An 18,469-nucleotide genomic window follows, 5' to 3' on the forward strand; every position below is an offset into this window, starting at 1 on the left:
TGCTACAGGCATCCCACTGCTCGCCTGCTTTAAGATAGACATGATTTGGCTATCACTGTGTTTTGATATTGTCATTTATAGAATCTCCTTCTTTACTTCTAAAAAATTCTACTCCTTTTGTCGATTGTTTTTGGGGAGGATTACCGTAATACTTTGTATTATTGCTTTTACCTATAGTCCACGTCTTAGTTTTCTAACTGTACTGACTTTCATTTTTGCAGGTTTAATCGGTTTGCCTGTATTCTGTAAATTTTCTAGCGGAATAAATTATTTTTTAGGAGCTCCCGGCGGCTATTATCTCGGCTTCTTAATCGGAACTTCTGTTATGAGTGCTTTAAAAGATAAGTTACCTGAAAATTTTATAAATGTTAATATAATTTGTATTATCGGTCATACCATATTTTATCTATTCGGCGTCAGCTGGCTTGCTAGCATGATAGGTTTAAAACAAGCAATTTACAGCGGATTTATAATTTTCATTCCAAGCGGTCTTGCTAAACTCTTTATTTTCTCTTCTTTATTTTCTTACGTTAAAAATAAAGGCTCTATGTACAAAAATAATTTTTGGAAATGAAAAAATGGACTTTTGACGAGGCTAAAGAAATCTTTAGCCTTCCGTTTATGGAGCTAATCTATAAGGCTCAAACAGTGCATCGTACTAACTTTGATCCGAATAAAGTTCAGATAAGTAGCCTCTTAAGCATTAAAACAGGTAGTTGTCCTGAAAATTGCAAATTCTGCCCTCAATCTGCACACTATAAAACTGATGTAAAAAAAGAACCTTTGATGAAAATTGAAGAAGTAGTTACAGCAGCAAAACGTGCTAAAGCAGCAGTTAGTACTCGTTTTTGCATGGGAGCTGCATGGCGTGGTCCACGTGATGAGGATTTAAAACTTGTCTGTGAAATTATTAAGGAGGTCAAAAAACTAGGTTTAGAAACTTGTGTTACGCTTGGTTTATTAAAAGAGCATCAAGCAGTTACGCTTAAAGAAGCGGGGCTTGATTTTTATAATCATAATATTGATACTTCAAAAGAGTTTTACGATAAAATTATTACCACTCGTACTTTTCAGGATAGGCTAGACACCTTAGGACATGTTCGGGCTTCCGGTATGAAAGTATGTTGCGGCGGTATTTTAGGAATGGGAGAAACAAATGATGATCGTATTAATATGATTTTAACCCTTGCAAATCTTGAAGAACCTGCTGAATCGGTAACTATCAATAAGCTAATAAAAATTCCTAGTACTCCATTGGAAAATATACAAGATATTGATCCTTTTGATTTTGTTCGAGTAATAGCTTTGGCAAGGATCATGATTCCAAAATCGTATATTCGTTTATCGGCAGGTAGGGAACAAATGTCTGATGAATTACAAGCTTTATGTATTATGTCAGGCGTTAATTCAATATTCTACGGAGAAAAGCTTTTAACTTCAGCTAATCCAATACCTGAAAGAGACAATGATTTATTCAGAAAGTTAGGGATTATAAGTTAGTTTATCTTCATTAATTTTTTAACTATTTGTTAATAATATCCATTGACATAATCCAACATTTAATTTATAATTGCGTCACGATTTAATTTTAAGGGAAAAAATCATGACAAAAAATTATACGGGGTTACAAAACTCAAAAAAACATCTAGCTACTTTGATAGTGCAGCAATTCATTTTCAAAATGTTAACAAAGCTGCGGCAGATTTCACAATGTATGCTAGTTCTGCAGTAAACCATGCTACTAATATAGTGGTGAACGGTGCAAAATTTGTAGGTTCTGTTCAAGAACTTACTTCTGATGTAAGTAGTTATTCTTTTGTATCTACATTTGCTCAAACAGCTATAGCAAGCCTTGCCACTTTTGCTTATTATAATCCTCCGATTCTTATTGGGGCTTTGACCGTCGGAGCAATTTTAGTTTCGCCGTCAGATTCTATCGAATGTGTAAAAAATACAGTAAAAGCAGGGCTAACTGCAGGATATGTAGCTTGTGAAACTGTGGAAGGTTTAGTAGAAGGAACAGCGGGCATAGTGTCTCTTATCGCTGATAATATTTACGGCTGCGATACTGCAGAGCTTGCTGGTGTTATTAATACTAACATGATAGAGTATTATAGCTAAGATATTATCATACTCAATCGTCATTGCGAGGAGTTGCATGGCTTCTATGTCATTCCTAGCTAAAAGCGGGAATCCAGAAAAAAGCGAGATAAATCGAGCTTTTAATTTTAAAAACTTATTGTGTATAACATTTAAATTATTGGATTCCCGCTTTCTCGGGAATGACATAGAGAGTCACGCACTAGTTAGACGCTTTACTATCTCTTTCCGATCAATCAAAGGTAAAACGCCTGCGATTTCCGGTCCTGATTCTCTACCGGTTAAAGCAAGACGAAGAGGTAAAAATAGCTCTTTACCTTTCTTGCCTGTTATATTTGTTATTTCTTTAGTCCAAATGCTCCAGCTATCTTTAGTGATTTCACCTTGCGGTAATAATTCTGCTGCTTGCTTTAAATATTCCTTATCTAAATTCAGGTTTTCTACGTTTGGAGTTTGATGACAAATCTCCCACCAATCTTTTACATCACGTAATTTTTGTAAATTAGGTCTTACCGATAACCAAAAATTTTCATCAATATACTCGGCATCTATTTCTTTGGCACGTTCTTTTACTTCTTCAAAGCTTAAACTTATCAATAATTTATGATTTAATCTTTCTAAATCTTCCGGTTGATAGATAGTTGGACTTTTAGAGAAACTACTTATCTCAAATTGATTTGCTAGCTTCTCCATTGATTTATAAGGTAAGATTTGCGCCGATGAACCGAGTAAACTAAAAAAGCTAGCAATTGCCATAGCTTCAAGCCCAATCGTATCTCTAAGAGTTGCGATTTCAAACCCTCCGACTCTTTTAGAAATTTTCTCATCTTTATTGATAACTAAGCTTAAATGACCAAAAGTTGGAGGCGTAGCATTTAAAGCTTTAAACATTTGAATTTGAATGGCAGTATTGCTAACATGGTCTTCACCTCTAATAATATGAGTAATATCATAATCGATATCATCAATAACCGAGCAGAGCATATAGGTCATACTACCGCTTTCTCTTATCACTATCGGGTCACTTAAAGCTTTACCGTCATATTTAACCTGGCCTTTGATCATATCATGCCAGCTAATCGGTTCATGATTTACCAAAAATCTATAATGCGGTTTTCTTCCCTGTTCTATATATTTTTGTGTTTGCTCTTCTGTTAGATTTAAACTAGCACGATCATAAATCGGTGGCAAACCTTTAGATAATTGAAATTTACGCTTTAATTCTAGCTCTTCAGAAGTTTCATAGCAGGCATATAATCTTTTTTTGTCTAATAATAGATTTTTGATTTCATTATATCTACTTAAACGACTTAATTGGTTAAATGTTTGGTCCCAATTAATATTTAAAAACTTTAGATCTTCCTCGATAGCGTCTTTGTATTCCTGTTTACTACGTTCTAGATCCGTATCGTCAAACCTTAAGATAAACTGCCCGTTATGCTTCTTTGCATATAGCCAGTTAAGTAGTGCTGCTCTAATATTACCGACATGTAACATACCAGTCGGTGACGGAGCAAATCGTGTTATAACTTTTGTCATTTTTATTTATTTTTTTTCTCTTTAGCTTTTATCTTATTTTCATCAACAAGGTTAGCTACCTCATCTATACTTAAAGGATTTGGTTTTTTAGCGGCAATTGTGCTAAGTTTTTCTTCAATTAATCTCATAGCTTCATCTAAGCTTAAATTCAGAAAATCATATTTTTTTGGTATAGAAATAAACTTACCCATATATTTTATATAAGGACCGAATTTACCGTATCCTATGATAATTTCTTCATCATTATCTTTATGAATACCGATTTTAAGCGGTAAGCTTAGAAGCTTTAATGCCATATCAAGTGTGATGTCGCTTGGTTTCAAGCTAGGAGGTACAGGGCTACGTTTCGGTTTTACTTTGCCTTCTTGTTCGCCAAGTTGAATATAAGGTCCATAAGGTCCTTTTTTCAAATGTATTTCTATTCCGTCTTTATCCGTACCTAAAACTTTATTCTCATTAGGAGTACCAGAAGGCTCGCCCTCATTCTCGTTATTATCGTTACCGCTAACAATAGATTTTCTAAAGGTACATTCAGGGTAATTGCTACATGCTAAAAACGCTCCGAATTTACCAAGCTTTAAACTAAGCTCACCTGTTTTACATGAAGGACAGACTTTAGATTCTTTATTCTCACCGAACAAGTGATAATCAAGGGCTTTCTGCACATAGCTAATAATTTCGGTTATTTTTTGCTCGTTTACTGACTCAGCATTATTATTAAAGCCACCCCAAAAATTACTTAAGGCAGATTTCCATTCAAGCTTGCCGGCTGCTATTTCATCTAATTCATTTTCAAGACCTGCGGTAAAATCATATTCAACATATTTTTTGAAAAAACCAACCAAAAATACTGTTACCAAACGTCCAAGCTCTTCAGGCATAAAACGTTTTTTCTCAAGAGAGACGTATTTGCGATCTTGTAAAACTGATAAAATACTAGCATAAGTGGAAGGACGACCAATTCCAAGTTCTTCAAGCTTTTTCACTAAACTTGCTTCCGAATATCTTGGCGGAGCTTCTGTAAAATGCTGATTCGGAATAACTTCTTTAGTTTTAAGCTGTTCTTGTTCTTTTAAAGGCGGTAGCATCTTATTTTCTTCTTCAGCTTCATCGTCCACACTTTCGCGATAAACTTTATAAAATCCGTCAAAGGCTATAGTCGATCCGTTTGCTTTTGCTAAATATTCTTTGTTTTCTGAAGCTAAACTTGCAACTACCAAATCCATTATCACATTTTCCATTTGGCAGGCTATAGTTCTTTTCCAAATTAGTTCATAAAGCTTATAATAATCTTTTTCTAGCTTTTCTTTTAAGCTATCGGGAGTATAAGTGATATTTGTCGGTCTTATCGCCTCATGAGCTTCTTGAGCATTTTTTACTTTGGATTTATAAATTCTAGGACTACTTGGTAAATATTTATCGCCGTAACTTTTATCGATTAATTTACGTATTTCGTCTACGGCATCATTTGATAATGTAACGCCGTCGGTTCTCATATAGGTAATAAGCCCTATAGTTTCCTTACCTATGTCAACGCCCTCATAAAGTTTTTGTGCTATTTGCATAGTCTTTTTAGCACTAAAACCTAATTTTCTTGCTGCTTCTTGTTGTAGTGATGAAGTGATAAAAGGAGGTTGTGGCTGACGTTTTTGTTGTTTCTTTTCTATCTTATCAATATGAAATTTTTGAGCTTTTAATTTCTCAGTTAAATCTTTAGCGTCTTTTTCGTTAATAATTGAGAATTTTTCTAGCTTCTGATCATTTACGTGAGTTAATTTAGCAACAAACGGCCCATTGTTGCTATTTTGCATTTTAAGGCTAATATCCCAATATTCTTCTGACTTAAAACGCTCTATTTCATCTTCTCGCTCGCATATTAACCGCAGAGCTACAGACTGTACACGTCCTGCTGATTTACAGCCTGGTAGCTTACGCCATAAAAGAGGCGAAAGGGTAAAGCCGACTAGATAGTCTAAAGCTCTTCTTGCTTGCTGGGCATTTACTAAATTATTATCAAGTTTTCTAGGGTTTTCAACGGCGTGAATAATTGCTTTTTTAGTGATTTCGTTAAATGCTACTCTTTTGAAAAAGTCATCAGATTTAACTTTATTTTTTGCTTTTATTACCTCTGCAACATGCCATGAGATAGCTTCACCCTCACGGTCAGGATCAGTTGCAAGATATACCGCATCGGCCTTTTTTGCATCCTTAACTATTGCATCTACATATTTACCGGCTTTGTCTGAAATGTCATATTTCATCGCAAAATTTTCATCAGGTAATACCGAACCTTTTTTAGAGGGCAAATCTCTGATATGACCGAATGATGCAATGACCTTAAACTCGTCACCTAAATATTTATTTATCGTTTTCGCCTTTGCCGGCGATTCTACTATTACTAATTTCATCTATGATTACTATTCGTTATAAACTAATGATATTTTATTACCGGCGTGGCGTACCACTTTGCCGGCGAGTTCTAATTCTAATATTATCGTATATATAATAGGAAGCGATAATTCTGTTTCTTTTTGTAAATACTCGAAACTAATAGGTACTGCCGATAATAATTCCAGTATAGCAGTACGCTCCTTTTGTGACGGTTCTTTAACATATCTCGTATTTAGTGTCCCTAGCTCAACAAAATCCTTAAATAACCCTTCATCTTTTTTAATAAAATTTTCATATTGCGGTAAATTAGCTACAATATCGTCTACTGATTCCACTAAATAGGCTCCTTCTCTAATTAATTTATTTGTACCCTGACATCGTGGATCTAAAGGAAACCCGGGAACGGCAAATATTTCCCTATTTTGTTCAAGTGCAAATTTTGCAGTTATTAATGAACCCGATTTTAAACTTGCTTCTACTACTACCACTCCTAAGGTTAGCCCTGATATTATCCTATTACGCTGCGGAAAATGTTTTCCAAGCGGGGTAGAGCCTATAGGTAACTCAGCTAATATTAAACCTTCTTCTGCTAAATTTTCAAATAGTTTTTTATTTTCCGACGGATATATATGATCAATACCGCCCGCAATAACTCCGATAGTTTTAGAAATTGCAGCTTGATGCACGCTGCTATCTATTCCTCTTGCTAACCCTGAAACAGTTATATAATCTTGTTCTACTAAACCTGTAGCAATCTTATGAGCAAAGTTTCTTCCGTTTGCAGAAGCGTTTCTTGCGCCTACTATTGCAACACATTTTTTATGATTTAATAACTCTACATTACCTTTATAACTTAGTATCGGTGGTGGGTCATAAATTTCAAGTAATAATTTTGAATATTCTAAAGATTTATAGGTGATAATTTTAGCATTGTCTTTTTCAAGAAGCTCTATTTCTTTTTCGGCCTCACTTTTGCTAAAAATTTTAATTGGTTTTGACTTTCCGCCTCGCAATGAAAAATCCTGAGCGTTATCTACGGCAGTTGCTGCATCACCAAATAATTTAATTAAACTAAAGAAAGTTTTAGGACCGATATTTTCACTCCTAATAAGACGTAAAATATTAATTGTTTCAATATCATAAGATATTTTAGGAGCAAAAAATAATTCTTTTAGCATTATTTAGGATTATTTGATATGGGTTAGTGTCATACCGCGACTTGATCGCGGTATCTCAGGACACAGCCTGTGATACAAGATCCCGTGGTCAAGCCACGGGATGACATGCAATTACAACTTCTCGGCATGTGAGCTTAAATAATGTGATATTCCCTCATGTGACGGAGTAATTGCTTCCTCGCCTTTATGCCAACCGGCAGGACAAACTTCACCGTGCTTTTGATGATGAGTTAAAGCATCGATTACTTTTAAGGTGTAATTAATATCACGACCGATAGGCAAGTCATTAACTAGCATATGGCGTACTATGAAATCTTTATCGATTAAAAAAGTTCCACGCAAAGCAACGCCGTCTTCATTAAGTACGTTATATTTTGAAGAAATATCCTTTTTTATGTCGGAAACCATTGGGAATTGAACTTGCCCAAGTCCTCCTTTATTATGCGGAGTATTTTTCCAAGCTAAATGGCTAAAATGGGAATCAACGCTAACAGCTACTACTTTAGTACGTCTTTCGGTAAATTCACCAAGCTTATTGTGAAATGCTATAATTTCCGATGGACAAACAAAAGTAAAATCTAGGGGGTAAAAAAATAATACTATATTATCGCCTGCAGCATAATCGCTAAGTTTAAACTTATCGTCTATATTATTATTAGGCATGATAGCTTTAGCCGTAAAATCCGGAGCAGTTTTGCCAACAAATACTGACATATTTATAACCTATTTATTAGTTAATAATCTGATATGATATATAAAACTAATTCTTATTACAAGAAGCAAATTTATATAATTTATTACTTATTCGTTTTCTTTTCTGTGGAAGCTTTTAATTGGTTAAATATACTTAACGCTCCGGTTACAAAACTACTCGGTTCTGAAAGATTTGCTGGTAAAATTACGGTATTAGTATCTTTAGCTAAATTACCGAATGCACTAATATATTGTTCGGCTATTTTAAGAGCTACCGCATCACTTCCTCCTGTTTTTTGTACTGCTGCTGCAACAACCTCAATACTATTTGCTGTAGCGGTGGCGACTAAGCCTATAGCTTCGGCTTCACCTTTTGCCCTGTTAACTTGGTCAGTATAGGAAGCTTCTGAATTTAGCACTACTTGTGCTTTTTCACCTTCTGCATGGTTAATTTTTGCTTGTCTATTACCTTCAGATTCTAGAATTTGGGCTCGCTTTTGACGCTCGGCTGCTACTTGTAATTCCATAGCTTTAAGTATAGTTTGCGGCGGCTGTATATCCTTAATTTCATAACGCATACATTGTATACCCCAATTTATAGCAGCCTGATTAATAGCTGCTACAATCGCTACATTTAAAGTTTCGCGTTCTTCAAAAGTTCTATCTAAAGGAAGCTTACCGATTTCCGAACGCATGGTAGTTTGAGCAAGCTGTGTTATAGCATAGTAAGGATTATTAACACCGTAAGATGCGGCCATTGGATCAATGATTTTGACATATAAAACGCCGTCGATAGATAGGGTTACGTTATCGTTTGAAATAGCTGTTTGTGCCGTGACGTCTATTGCTTCTTCTTTTAAAGTATGCCTGTATGCTACTCTTTGAATGACAGGGATTAGTAAATTTAAACCAGGTTGGAGGACCTTATCGAATTTCCCAAGTTTTTCCACTACCCATGCTTGTTGTTGCGGTACAACTTTAACCATTTGTATTATAACTAAAATCGCTATAATACTAAAAATTAACAATGCATATTCCATATTTAATACCTTTTTTTATTTTTACTTTATATTATTTTTGATTATAAGAAAAGAATTTAAATAAAACGATACTTGGCATTGCTTAAAAAAAGCTGTTTTATGATATAGTTTGGTCCGTTGGTGTCATTCCCGCGGAAGCGGGAATCCAGAAAATAAGTATAAATACAGCAGATTTTTGAAATGTAAAGCTCGATTTATCTTGCTTTACCCTGGATTCCCGCTTCCGCGGGAATGACATCGAAACTTTGACCAACTGTTTTAGTCATACTTAATTATATATTTTTTTATCAATAAAATGGGTTTTAATTACTTTGAGTAAAGAAAGAATGCCTGAATATTCTTCAAGTTGTTCATTTACATTTTTTATCTCATTTAAAGCACTACTAAAATCTTCCTGTAATAAATAATTTTCTACAGCTTTATTTTGTTCTAATGCTTTAAGTAAAATATTTTGTAAAAATCTATAGTAATAGTCTTCTAGTTTAGATGTATCAGACATAATAATAAATATATAATTATTTAGATCTTAATTTATATATAAATTTTTTAATAATTCAATAATTTTTAACTAGATTTACAGATACTTAAGTCTTTATCTATTATGTCGGAGTCTATATTTAAACAATCAAGTATTGAGTGAAACACATAATCATGGCTAATTTCGGTATTGGCATAACTTTTAATTGAGTCTATCGATTCAGGATATTTTGCTTTAAAATCATCCGATACCCAGACCATAAGCGGTACGGTTACTTGTTCTGCAAGTAGTGGACCTCCGTGTCCGTAATAGCCGTTTTCTCCAAGAGACTCTCCATGATCCGATACATATACTAAGAAAGCATTTTTATTTTTAAGTAAATCTATTAAATTAGATAAAAAAAAATCAGTATATAAAATTGAGTTGTCATAGCTGTTAACTAAAGCAAGCTTATCGCAATCGCTGGCATCTCCTTTAACTTTAATAGGACAAGTAGGGGTGAAATGTTCAAATTCTTTAGGATATCTTGCATTATAGTTCCAGTGACTTCCTGAGGTATGAACTACTAAAAATTGTTTTTCTGAATTTGTTATTATTCTTTCTATAAAAGGGAGCATCTTTTCATCATGATCATTTAGAGAGAATAGGGCAGAGCCGCCAGGTACTATGGTAAAATTCACATCATTATAGATATTACTAAGGTCAAAATTTGCGAAACTCCTCATTAAAGTTTGAGTGCCGATCCAAGTAGTATTAAAGCCGAGATTTGTTAAAACCGATAAAAAGCTATTCTCGTGTCTACTATTCTCAATTTGACTTGCAGGGTAACGTGAAATTAAAGACGGGACCGAAAGATAGGTAAGGTTAGCAGAAGATTTAGCTTTGAAAGAAATTAAGTTTTGAGCAGTCTTTAAGTAAGGAGTTGTATCTCTTTCATAACCGTTAATACCGAAATGATCAAATCTTGCCGATTCTCCTATAACTAAAACGCCTATAATATCGGTGTCAGAGTTATCTATAAAATTATATTGTTTGCTAATATCTGCATAATTTTTATCACCGAAATTTCCGGCAAGATTAAGATAGCTATTATGTAAATACTGAACGGGAAAATAATTTTTTAGTATCTTAAATGAAGGTGAAATAATATTATATACAAAAATAAGTAAGCAAGCGGCAGATAATAGTTTTGTTACGAATGATTTAGAATTTTCAGCAGCGAAAGATTTAAGAGTATAAAAACAGGTAAAAAGGCAACAAATTATCCATATTATTAACTTAATGCTGATTAATTCATAAACTTCGTTTAAATCCGTTGAGAAAAAACTACCTATTACTTGTTTAGTAGGATTGATTTTGAAAAAATAAATGTAATAACTAGCAATAGCGGATGTTATAAATAAAAACCCTACGCCGATTTTTAACACTAATCTATGTACGCTAAGACCAAAAAATGCTATAAAAGAAAATATATAAATATAACAAAAATCTTTTGATAGCTCTAATATCCCCCTAAAGATTGTTGCTTTATAATAATCAAATTTATAAATCAATATTGCGGTGTTAAATAACAAACAATAAATAAAGGCTAAAATTGCCGATAATTTAATTAATCTGATGTCTATGTGTTTTTGAATAGTTTTTAGCATATAAAACATAATGTAAATAGATTTAATAACTACCATGATCGTAAAAAATCTTCAAGAATTTTATCCGCTTTTAATTCCGAACGCTCCGCTTATAGCTATTGATTACGGAAGCAAAAAATTAGGAATCGCATTATCTAATCAAGAACGTAGTATTGCTATGCCTTTAAATACTATAACCGATATAAATAAAAAGGTCGTTATTACTTCCTTGCTTAATATCACCCAGAAATATAAAGCTTGCGGTGTTGTAATAGGTCTACCGATTGATATGAGCGGAGCAGTAACGGAGCAAACAAATATAGTGATGAAATTTGCAGAAGAGTTAACAAAATCTATAAATTTGCCTATATATTTACAAGATGAAAGATTAACTACCAAAGCTGCAAATAATTTCCTTAAATCATTTGGGGTGAAAAGAAAAGACCGTAATAATAACGATGATGCAGTAGCTGCTAGTATGATCCTTGAAACTGTACTTGATTCTATAAAAAGATTTTAATTAGGAAATAATTGAGAAGTTGTTGCATGGATCGAAAAACCTACTCAATGTCATCCCCGCGAAAGCGGGGATCCAGAAAAATAACTTCAATTATTGATATAGAAGTTGCATATTTGACAAAATAAACCTATAAAAACAAGTTTTTATAGGTTTTACTGGATTCCCGCCTTCGCGGGAATGACATAAAACGGTCAATGCAACAAAGTCAAGAATTTATGACAAACAAATTACCTCCTATTTCACCGGGACAAATTTTACTAGAAGAATTTATGGAACCTGTGGGGATTAGTCAAAGCAAACTTGCTCGTGATATTGATGTACCTGTTACTAGAGTCAATAATATAATTAAGCATCATCGTTCAATTACCGCTGATACAGCACTTCGTTTAGGTAAGTATTTTAATGTTAATCCTCGCTGGTGGATGAATATGCAAAACCAATATGACTTAGAGCTTGCCGAAGATGAAGGTTGGAAAGCTAAAGAACGTAGAATAAGAACCTTTTCTATGGCAAGTTAATTATTTTTTATGATAGTACAAAAAAGTTATATTGATAATAATGGAAGGCTTGCTATTCTTGTAAAAGTAAGACAGAAATTAAAGCTTAAAATAGGAGATAAAGTAACAATTAAGTATAGCGATTCAGAATTAATAATATCGACTTTTCATTCAAATATAGAAAAAGCAAGAAGCATACTGGATAAATATAAAGATATTGATTTATATAGAGAATTAAAGCTTATTAGAAAAGAAGAAGAGATAAAAATCAATTAGGAATGTTCATAGAACCTAGCTTTGCAAAAACCTTATTGTAAAGATATATTATTTATGATAGAACCGATTTGAGAAAAATAAATAAAATATACCATGAAAATATTAATTTTAGGTGTTACCGGCATGCTGGGTAACAGCATGTTTAGGTTTTTAAGCAAGGACAATAAACTTGATGTTTATGCGACAGCCCGAAGTTCCTCCGCTCGTTCATACTTTTCTAAAGATTTATCAGATAAATTAATTACAAATGTAGATGTAGAGAATCACGATTCTTTAGTTGAAGTCTTTAATAAAATAAATCCTGATGTCGTCATAAATTGTATAGGACTTGTAAAACAATTAGCAGATGCTAATGACCCACTAAAAGCATTACCGGTAAATAGTTTATTACCGCATAGACTGGCTAATTTATGTAAACTTAGCGATAGCAGGTTAATACATATTAGTACAGATTGTGTGTTTTCAGGAAAAAAAGGTAATTATAAGGAAAGCGACTTCTCTGACTGTTATGATCTTTACGGTCGTTCTAAATTTCTTGGTGAGGTAGACTATCCGCATGCTATTACGCTGCGTACTTCAATTATAGGTCATGAGCTAGCAGGCAATAGAAGTTTAATTAACTGGTTTTTAAGTGTAGAAGGACACACGAAAGGTTTTGAGAAAGCCATTTATTCAGGATTTCCAACTGTAGAACTTGCAAGAATAGTACAGGATTTTGTATTGCCTAATAAAGAACTGCACGGGCTTTATCATGTTGCATCAAAACCGATTAATAAGTTAGAATTGTTAAAATTAGTAGCAGAAATATATAATAAAGAAATCGATATTATTCCGTCAGATGAGCTTGTGATAGATAGGTCACTAGATGCTACTCGTTTTAATGAGGTAATGGGATATACTCCGCCTGATTGGCGCGAGCTTGTAAAGCGTATGTATGAGTTTGGGTGATACTTGTCATCCCGCGACTTGATCGCGGGATCTCAGGATACGGACTGTGATACAAGGCCCCGTGATCAAGTCACGGGGTGACAGTTAATTTGAAAAATAGGTATTTATATATAATGTTTGTAGATAAGACTTTAATGATTACAGGAGGCACCGGTTCGTTTGGTAATGCGGTGCTTTCTCGTTTTCTTAAATCCGATATTATTAAAGATATTAAAGAAATTAGAATTTTCAGTAGAGATGAAAAAAAGCAAGAAGACATGCGTATTGCTTTGAATAACTCAAAACTTAAATTCTATATTGGGGATGTGCGTAATTATAAAAGTATCAATGAAGCGATGCACGGTGTAGATTATGTATTTCATGCCGCTGCTTTAAAACAAGTTCCGACTTGCGAATTTTATCCTATGGAAGCAATCAATACTAACGTCTTAGGTGCTGAAAATGTTTTAAGTGCAGCCATTAATAATAAAGTAGCAAAAGTTATAGTACTGAGTACTGATAAAGCAGTTTATCCGATTAATGCAATGGGATTATCTAAAGCATTAATGGAAAAGTTAGCAATAGCAAAAGCTCGTATGCGTTCAATGAATGAGACGGTGCTATGTGTTACTAGATATGGTAATGTTATGGCTTCTAGAGGGTCGGTAATTCCTCTTTTTATCAATCAAATAAAACAAGGTAAGGAATTAACCATTACCGAACCGTCAATGACACGTTTTTTAATGTCGCTTGTAGATTCCGTAGATTTGGTTTTATATGCGTTTGAGCATGGTCGTCAGGGTGATATTTTCGTACAAAAATCTCCCGCAAGTACGATTGAAGTACTTGCAAAAGCATTACAAGAAATATTCGATAGCAAAAATAAAATACGCTTTATCGGTACACGTCATGGAGAGAAACATTATGAATCGTTAGTATCATCCGAAGATATGGCAAAGGCTGAAGATTTAGGCGATTATTACCGCATTCCTATGGACGGGCGAGATCTTAATTATGCAAAATATTTTGTTGAAGGGGAAAAGAAAGTAGCGCTTTTAGAGGATTACACTTCGCATAATACAAAACGTTTAAATTTAGAAGAAGTAAAAGAGTTATTACTGACTCTTGATTACGTACAAGAGGAGCTAAAAAATGTTTAAGGTAATGACGATTGTCGGTACTCGTCCTGAGCTTATCAAACTATGTTGCGTGATTTCCGAGTTTGATAAATATACTAATCACATACTAGTTCACACCGGTCAAAATTATGCCTATGAGTTAAATCAGGTTTTTTTTGATGATATGGGAATTAGAAAACCTGATTATTTCTTAGAAGTAGCGGCAGACAATACGGCAAAATCTATCGGGCTTATTATTGAAAAAGTGGACGCAGTCCTTGAGAAAGAAAAACCTGATGCAGTTTTATTTTACGGTGATACTAATTCTTGTTTATCGGTAATTGCTGCTAAACGTCGTAAGATCCCGATTTTCCATATGGAAGCAGGAAATCGTTGTTTCGATCAACGAGTGCCGGAGGAAATTAATCGTAAAATAATCGATCATACTAGTGACGTTAACATTACGTTAACCGAGCATGCAAGACGCTATTTAATTGCTGAAGGACTACCTGCCGAGCTTATTTTTAAATCAGGTTCGCATATGCCTGAAGTCCTTGACCGCTTTATGCCTAAAATATTAAAATCTGATATTTTAGATAAATTGTCACTTACATCAAAACAATATTTCTTAATTAGCTCACATCGTGAAGAAAATGTCGACGTAAAGAATAATCTAAAAGAACTATTAAATAGTTTACAAATGCTTATTAAAGAGTATAATTTTCCGATAATTTTCTCAACACATCCAAGGACTAAAAAAAGGCTTGAGGATTTAGATGAGTTTAAAGAACTTGGCGATAAAATAAGATTTTTACCGGCTTTTGGTTTTACAGATTATGTAAAACTACAAATGAATGCATTTTGCATTTTATCCGATAGTGGTACTATTACCGAGGAAGCATCAATACTTAATCTGCCGGCTTTAAATATTAGAGAAGCTCATGAACGTCCCGAAGGTATGGACGCCGGAACGCTTATTATGTCGGGTTTTAAGGCTGAGCGGGTACTACAATCGGTGAAAGCTATTACAGAAGAACACGAGAATAATAAAAATACGCAAGATATTATACCGGATTATGCCGAAGCAGGGCTTGTATCGAAAAAAATATTGCGTATAGTTTTAAGTTATGTGGATTATGTTAATCGCACGGTTTGGTTTAAAAAGTAATCCTGTTCATTATCATCATATCAAAAACATGAAATTCTTTAAATTAATAAAACTTAACACTTTATTTTTAAGTGTTTTTTTACTAATAACTCTTATATCTTCTTTTTGCTATTCCAACGAAAATTCTTATAAAAGAATAGTTTTTCTTGTTAGTACAGAGACATTCGGTGGCAAAGGCGTATACGCAATGTATAATGAGATGAAAAAAATAGGTCATGATGTCAAAATTGTAATAGTACCTCATCCTCATCCCAATATTCAAGGAGGAATAGATACCGAGTTTATTAGTAAATTTGATACACAAGATGTGATATATCCATGTGGTAAGTATTCTTCTTATTCAAATGTTAATACAAAATGTGAAATTTCTGAACTAAAAAATTATCAGCCGGATTTTATCTTTACGCAAAACCCTTACGAAAATTTTCAAGGCTATGTATCAGAACCTTTTACGGCTGCTAATTTGTATAAGAGCTTTAGAGGAACTAAAACAAAAATTATGTATATAGTCTATGGTCCGCATATCTTTCATCAAAAAAATATTGATGATGATAAGTTATCAAGTGTCATAGAGACGGTATTTGTTGATTCAGAAAGTACAAAGGATATCTTTATTAGTAATTATAAATTTCCTAAGGATAGAGTTATTGTTTCAGGTTATCAACCATACTATGAAGTAAGAAATTATAATATTAAAGAAAAACCAAACTCGGAAACCATTTTATGGCTTCCTAGATGGGAATTATCATTTAAAAATAGAGATTTATATGAAGGAGGTTCTACTTTCTTAAATTATCACTATTTTTTCTATAATTATGCATTACAACATCCTAATATTCATTTTATTATAAGACCGCATGTTACACTATTTACCTATGCGGTCGGTAAAAATTACTTAAGCCAAAGTGATATGGATAATATATTAAGTAGATTTAATTCTTTAAAGAATGTTACTGTTTCTGCACATGCATTCAGGTCGTTACTGGATGATATAATGGTGTCGGATATTGTAATAAGTGACGGTACTTCATCTCTTGCTGAAGTAGTAGTTGCCGATAAGCCTATAATTTACTTAAGTAATGGTTGGAATAATGAATTTAATAGCAATGCTCTCTCTAAAGAATTAAAAAAATATATGTATTTTGCTTATGAGCCACAAGATATTATTAACTATATAGAATTTATTAAGCAAAATCATTATTTACCTTATCATGAAAATAGTAGTGGCAGAAATCAATTTAAAAAAATGCTTGAGCCTGTAGAAAAACCTGCTGCATTTATTGCCGAATATTTATTAAAGTTATAATAGTTTAAATAATTTATGTTAGAAGAAATTTATAATGATGGAGAAAGATTAATTCCTGGGGGAACTCATGATATTTTAGAGGTGATTCGTCATAAAAGTAGCTATAAGGTTTTTAAAAAAATTATAGAAGCCGATATACTTAATAGCCCATTAATGCTAAATCAAAAGATAAAAATTTTAGATATAGGTTGTGGAACAGGACACGGAACTTTTATGCTTAGCGATATATTAGGAGTAGAAATTACAGCAATAGATATCAGTAAAGAATCTATAATTTATGCTGAACAAAATTATGGAGCATCTAATATAAAATATATTAAATCTGATTTAGTTAGTTTTATTAAAAAGGCAGAAGAATATGATTATATTGTATCACGACATGCACTTGAGCATATTGAAGATGGATTAAATCTAGCACTTAATCTTAAATGTAAAAAACGATTAATAGTAAATGTACCTTTTAATGAACCGGAAGGGAATATATATCATTTAGTTAATTGTATTACTGAAAAAGACTTTGAATCATATCAGAACAAAGAATTTTTATACGAAGGATTAGATGGCGTAACTAACGACACACATTCTGAAAAAAATCCTCCTAATTCTATAATCTGTATATCTAGTAACTCAGATTTAAAGCCTATAAAACAATTATTTAACTATCCAATCTCAGCTTGGACTCCGGAATTTTTAGAAAAGCTAGGTTTGCAATTCCAAGATATATTAAAACAATTGCTGCAAACTAGAGAGGTATTTAAAAATAGCGAAGAGAAAAATTTAAACTATGAAATTAAATTAAATAATACTGTAACAGAGCTAAATAATGCTGTAGAAGAAATAAAAATTCTTAAAAATAAACTAATTATTAGTGAAGAAGAAAAATCTATTTTTCTAAAGCTCTATAGAAAATTTAAACAATAAGAGGCGTTGCTAACTAAAGAGAGATGTCATACCGCGGCTTGGGAACTAGATCTAGTTCATAAATCACTAGATGACACAGAGCTTTTTATTACTATCTCTCTTTAGTTAGCAATGCCACAATAAAACTAACATTTTATAAATTATTTTTAAAAGTTATGACAACTATAAAAGATAAATCTCTAAATATTTATTATCCTTTAGTCTCGATTATTACACCTGTCTATAATGGGGCTAATTATATGAAAGAAGCTATAAATAGTGCTTTAACACAAACTTACAAAAATATTGAAATTATTGTTGTTAATGATGGTTCAAAAGATAATGGAGAGACAGAAAATGTAGCGTTATCATATGGTGATAAAATACGCTATTTTCATAAAGAAAATGGTGGTTGTGGTTCGGCTTTAAATTACGGTATAAAAAACATGAAAGGGGAATATTTTTCATGGCTTAGTCACGATGATTTATATTATCCAAACAAAATTGAGCATCAAGTTAATATATTAAATAAATTAGATAATAAAGATACTATCATTTACGGTGGTTATGAATTAATTGATGAAAAAGGAAACTCTCTACATTATATTAAACCGGATAGTGTGCTACCTATAAATAAACTTAATATTTCGTTATTACCTTTATTACGAGGGTTAATACATGGTTGTTCGTTATTAATTCCTGCTAAATAT

The 18,469-nt window shown here is 32.8% G+C and carries 17 protein-coding genes and 2 pseudogenes; 12 read left to right on the forward strand and 7 right to left on the reverse strand.

Annotated features, from left to right (window positions below):
* Nucleotides 1-142: 142 nt before the first annotated feature.
* The 3 genes and pseudogenes from AC1Z7D_RS01785 to AC1Z7D_RS01795 all read left to right on the forward strand — a co-directional run.
* Nucleotides 143-574 (forward strand): annotated as a pseudogene (locus AC1Z7D_RS01785) (biotin transporter BioY); the annotation flags it as partial.
* On the forward strand, nt 565-1,500 hold the full coding sequence (bioB, locus tag AC1Z7D_RS01790) for a biotin synthase BioB (RefSeq protein WP_482601466.1): 936 nt from the start codon (nt 565-567) through the stop codon (nt 1,498-1,500). The pseudogene AC1Z7D_RS01785 and the gene bioB, both read left to right, overlap by 10 nt.
* A gap of 210 nt (nt 1,501-1,710) precedes the next feature.
* Nucleotides 1,711-2,121, forward strand: a complete 411-nt coding sequence (locus AC1Z7D_RS01795) for a hypothetical protein (protein ID WP_482601467.1) — start codon at nt 1,711-1,713, stop codon at nt 2,119-2,121.
* Nucleotides 2,122-2,295: 174 nt separating this feature from the next.
* Here AC1Z7D_RS01795 and gltX read toward each other — a convergent pair whose 3' ends face one another.
* The 7 genes from gltX to AC1Z7D_RS01830 form a co-directional block, all read right to left on the reverse strand.
* Nucleotides 2,296-3,639 (reverse strand): glutamate--tRNA ligase, encoded by a 1,344-nt coding sequence (gene gltX, locus AC1Z7D_RS01800; protein WP_482601468.1) that lies wholly within the window; start codon nt 3,637-3,639, stop codon nt 2,296-2,298.
* Nucleotides 3,640-3,641: 2 nt separating this feature from the next.
* Nucleotides 3,642-6,047, reverse strand: coding sequence for a type I DNA topoisomerase (gene topA, locus AC1Z7D_RS01805; RefSeq protein WP_482601469.1), 2,406 nt, complete (start codon nt 6,045-6,047; stop codon nt 3,642-3,644).
* A gap of 9 nt (nt 6,048-6,056) precedes the next feature.
* Nucleotides 6,057-7,208 carry a DNA-processing protein DprA gene (dprA, locus tag AC1Z7D_RS01810; RefSeq protein ID WP_482601470.1) on the reverse strand — a complete coding sequence of 384 codons (1,152 nt, stop codon included), beginning with the start codon at nt 7,206-7,208 and terminating at the stop codon, nt 6,057-6,059.
* Nucleotides 7,209-7,319: 111 nt separating this feature from the next.
* Nucleotides 7,320-7,922 carry a peroxiredoxin gene (locus tag AC1Z7D_RS01815; protein WP_482601471.1) on the reverse strand — a complete coding sequence of 201 codons (603 nt, stop codon included), beginning with the start codon at nt 7,920-7,922 and terminating at the stop codon, nt 7,320-7,322.
* A gap of 83 nt (nt 7,923-8,005) precedes the next feature.
* Nucleotides 8,006-8,941: an SPFH domain-containing protein gene (locus AC1Z7D_RS01820; protein WP_482601472.1), complete on the reverse strand. Its 936-nt coding sequence runs from the start codon at nt 8,939-8,941 to the stop codon at nt 8,006-8,008.
* Between the two features lie 268 nt (nt 8,942-9,209).
* The gene (locus AC1Z7D_RS01825) at nt 9,210-9,440 is read right to left on the reverse strand and encodes a hypothetical protein (RefSeq protein ID WP_482601473.1); all 231 of its coding nucleotides are present in this window, start codon (nt 9,438-9,440) and stop codon (nt 9,210-9,212) included.
* Nucleotides 9,441-9,505: 65 nt separating this feature from the next.
* On the reverse strand, nt 9,506-11,068 hold the full coding sequence (locus AC1Z7D_RS01830; RefSeq protein WP_482601474.1) for a phosphoethanolamine transferase: 1,563 nt from the start codon (nt 11,066-11,068) through the stop codon (nt 9,506-9,508).
* A gap of 34 nt (nt 11,069-11,102) precedes the next feature.
* Here AC1Z7D_RS01830 and ruvX point away from each other — a divergent pair, with 34 nt between their 5' ends.
* The 9 genes and pseudogenes from ruvX to AC1Z7D_RS01875 form a co-directional block, all read left to right on the forward strand.
* Nucleotides 11,103-11,567, forward strand: coding sequence for a Holliday junction resolvase RuvX (gene ruvX, locus AC1Z7D_RS01835; protein WP_482601475.1), 465 nt, complete (start codon nt 11,103-11,105; stop codon nt 11,565-11,567).
* Between the two features lie 194 nt (nt 11,568-11,761).
* Nucleotides 11,762-12,085, forward strand: coding sequence for a HigA family addiction module antitoxin (locus AC1Z7D_RS01840; RefSeq protein WP_482601476.1), 324 nt, complete (start codon nt 11,762-11,764; stop codon nt 12,083-12,085).
* Nucleotides 12,086-12,094: 9 nt separating this feature from the next.
* Nucleotides 12,095-12,340: an AbrB/MazE/SpoVT family DNA-binding domain-containing protein gene (locus tag AC1Z7D_RS01845; RefSeq protein ID WP_482601477.1), complete on the forward strand. Its 246-nt coding sequence runs from the start codon at nt 12,095-12,097 to the stop codon at nt 12,338-12,340.
* Nucleotides 12,341-12,433: 93 nt separating this feature from the next.
* Nucleotides 12,434-13,288, forward strand: coding sequence for a dTDP-4-dehydrorhamnose reductase family protein (locus AC1Z7D_RS01850; RefSeq protein ID WP_482601478.1), 855 nt, complete (start codon nt 12,434-12,436; stop codon nt 13,286-13,288).
* Nucleotides 13,289-13,401: 113 nt separating this feature from the next.
* Nucleotides 13,402-14,427: a UDP-glucose 4-epimerase gene (capD, locus tag AC1Z7D_RS01855; RefSeq protein ID WP_482601479.1), complete on the forward strand. Its 1,026-nt coding sequence runs from the start codon at nt 13,402-13,404 to the stop codon at nt 14,425-14,427.
* Nucleotides 14,420-15,553: a non-hydrolyzing UDP-N-acetylglucosamine 2-epimerase gene (gene wecB / locus AC1Z7D_RS01860; RefSeq protein WP_482601480.1), complete on the forward strand. Its 1,134-nt coding sequence runs from the start codon at nt 14,420-14,422 to the stop codon at nt 15,551-15,553. Before capD ends, wecB begins: the two co-directional genes overlap by 8 nt.
* The gene (locus tag AC1Z7D_RS01865) at nt 15,513-16,859 is read left to right on the forward strand and encodes a hypothetical protein (RefSeq protein ID WP_482601481.1); all 1,347 of its coding nucleotides are present in this window, start codon (nt 15,513-15,515) and stop codon (nt 16,857-16,859) included. Before wecB ends, AC1Z7D_RS01865 begins: the two co-directional genes overlap by 41 nt.
* Before the next feature lie 15 nt (nt 16,860-16,874).
* Nucleotides 16,875-17,357 (forward strand): annotated as a pseudogene (locus AC1Z7D_RS01870) (class I SAM-dependent methyltransferase); the annotation flags it as partial.
* Between the two features lie 578 nt (nt 17,358-17,935).
* Nucleotides 17,936-18,469, forward strand: a 534-nt coding sequence (locus AC1Z7D_RS01875; protein ID WP_482601482.1) for a glycosyltransferase family 2 protein, incomplete at its 3' end; no start/stop codon positions are given.

Source organism: Rickettsia sp. (assembly GCF_965035265.1).